We start from the raw sequence: 1,121 nt of genomic DNA on the forward strand, positions 1-1,121 counted from the left end.
GGTCGAAGGTGGGGCTGGCGATTGGGACGAAGTCGTAACAAGGTAGCCGTACCGGAAGGTGCGGCTGGATCACCTCCTTTCTAAGGAGCACTCTCATCCCGCGTCCGGCGAATGCCCGGTCGGGGGTGACAGCTCACTAGTGGAGCACTGGCTAGTCAGCCGGAGCGGATCGCTCGGCCGCAAGTACCGCCCCGTAAGGGGAGTGGGAACGAGGTCTTAGAGGGGTTCGGTCCGGGTCTGCAAACACACTGTTGGGTCCTGAAGGAACGGGCAACCGGTTCTTCGGAGACAGGACCAGGGGAGCTTCCCACGTGGTGGGGTGGCCGACCTGGTTTGCTGTTTGTTGTTTGAGATTTGCATAGTGGACGCGAGCATCTTTGTGGCCAAGTTTTTTAGGGCACACGGTGGATGCCTTGGCATCAGGAGCCGATGAAGGACGTGGGAGGCTGCGTTAAGCCTCGGGGAGTCGCCAACCAGACGTTGATCCGGGGATGTCCGAATGGGGAAACCCAGCACCAGTCATGTGGTGTTGCCGCCGTCTGAATGTATAGGGCGGTTGGTGGTAACGCGGGGAAGTGAAACATCTCAGTACCCGTAGGAAGAGAAAACAACAGTGATTCCGTGAGTAGTGGTGAGCGAAAGCGGATGAGGCTAAACCGTTGACGTGTGATAGCCGGCAGGCGTTGCGTTAGCGGGGTCGTGGGACCTTTCAGGAGGATCTGCCGGTCTTCCAGACAGTAAGAAATCAACGAGGTAGTTGAAAGCTCTGGGAAGGGCTGCCGTAGACCGTGAGAGCCGGGTAGGCGAAACTTTGTTGACTGTCGAGAGTGTTCCCAAGTAGCACGGGGCCCGAGAAATCCTGTGTGAATCTGCCAGGACCACCTGGTAAGCCTAAATACTCCCTGATGACCGATAGTGCACGAGTACCGTGAGGGAAAGGTGAAAAGTGCCCCGGTGAGGGGTCGTGAAATAGTACCTGAAACCGTGTGCCTACAAGCCGTAGGAGCTTAGCTGGGCTTGCTCAGCTGTGATGTGACTGCGTGCCTTTTGAAGAATGAGCCTGCGAGTTATGGTGTGTGGCGAGGTTAACCCGTGTGGGGGAGCCGTAGCGAAAGCGAGTC

Annotated in this window: 2 rRNA genes; both read left to right on the top strand. The window is 57.4% G+C overall.

Features of this window, described 5'->3' with window-relative positions:
* Positions 1 to 80: ribosomal RNA gene (locus ACIBH1_RS49060) — 16S ribosomal RNA — on the top strand; the annotation flags it as partial.
* 301 nt (positions 81 to 381) lie between these two features.
* Positions 382 to 1,121: ribosomal RNA gene (locus ACIBH1_RS49065) — 23S ribosomal RNA — on the top strand; the annotation flags it as partial.

The organism is Nonomuraea sp. NPDC050663 (assembly GCF_044456985.1).
GTDB lineage: Bacteria > Actinomycetota > Actinomycetes > Streptosporangiales > Streptosporangiaceae > Nonomuraea.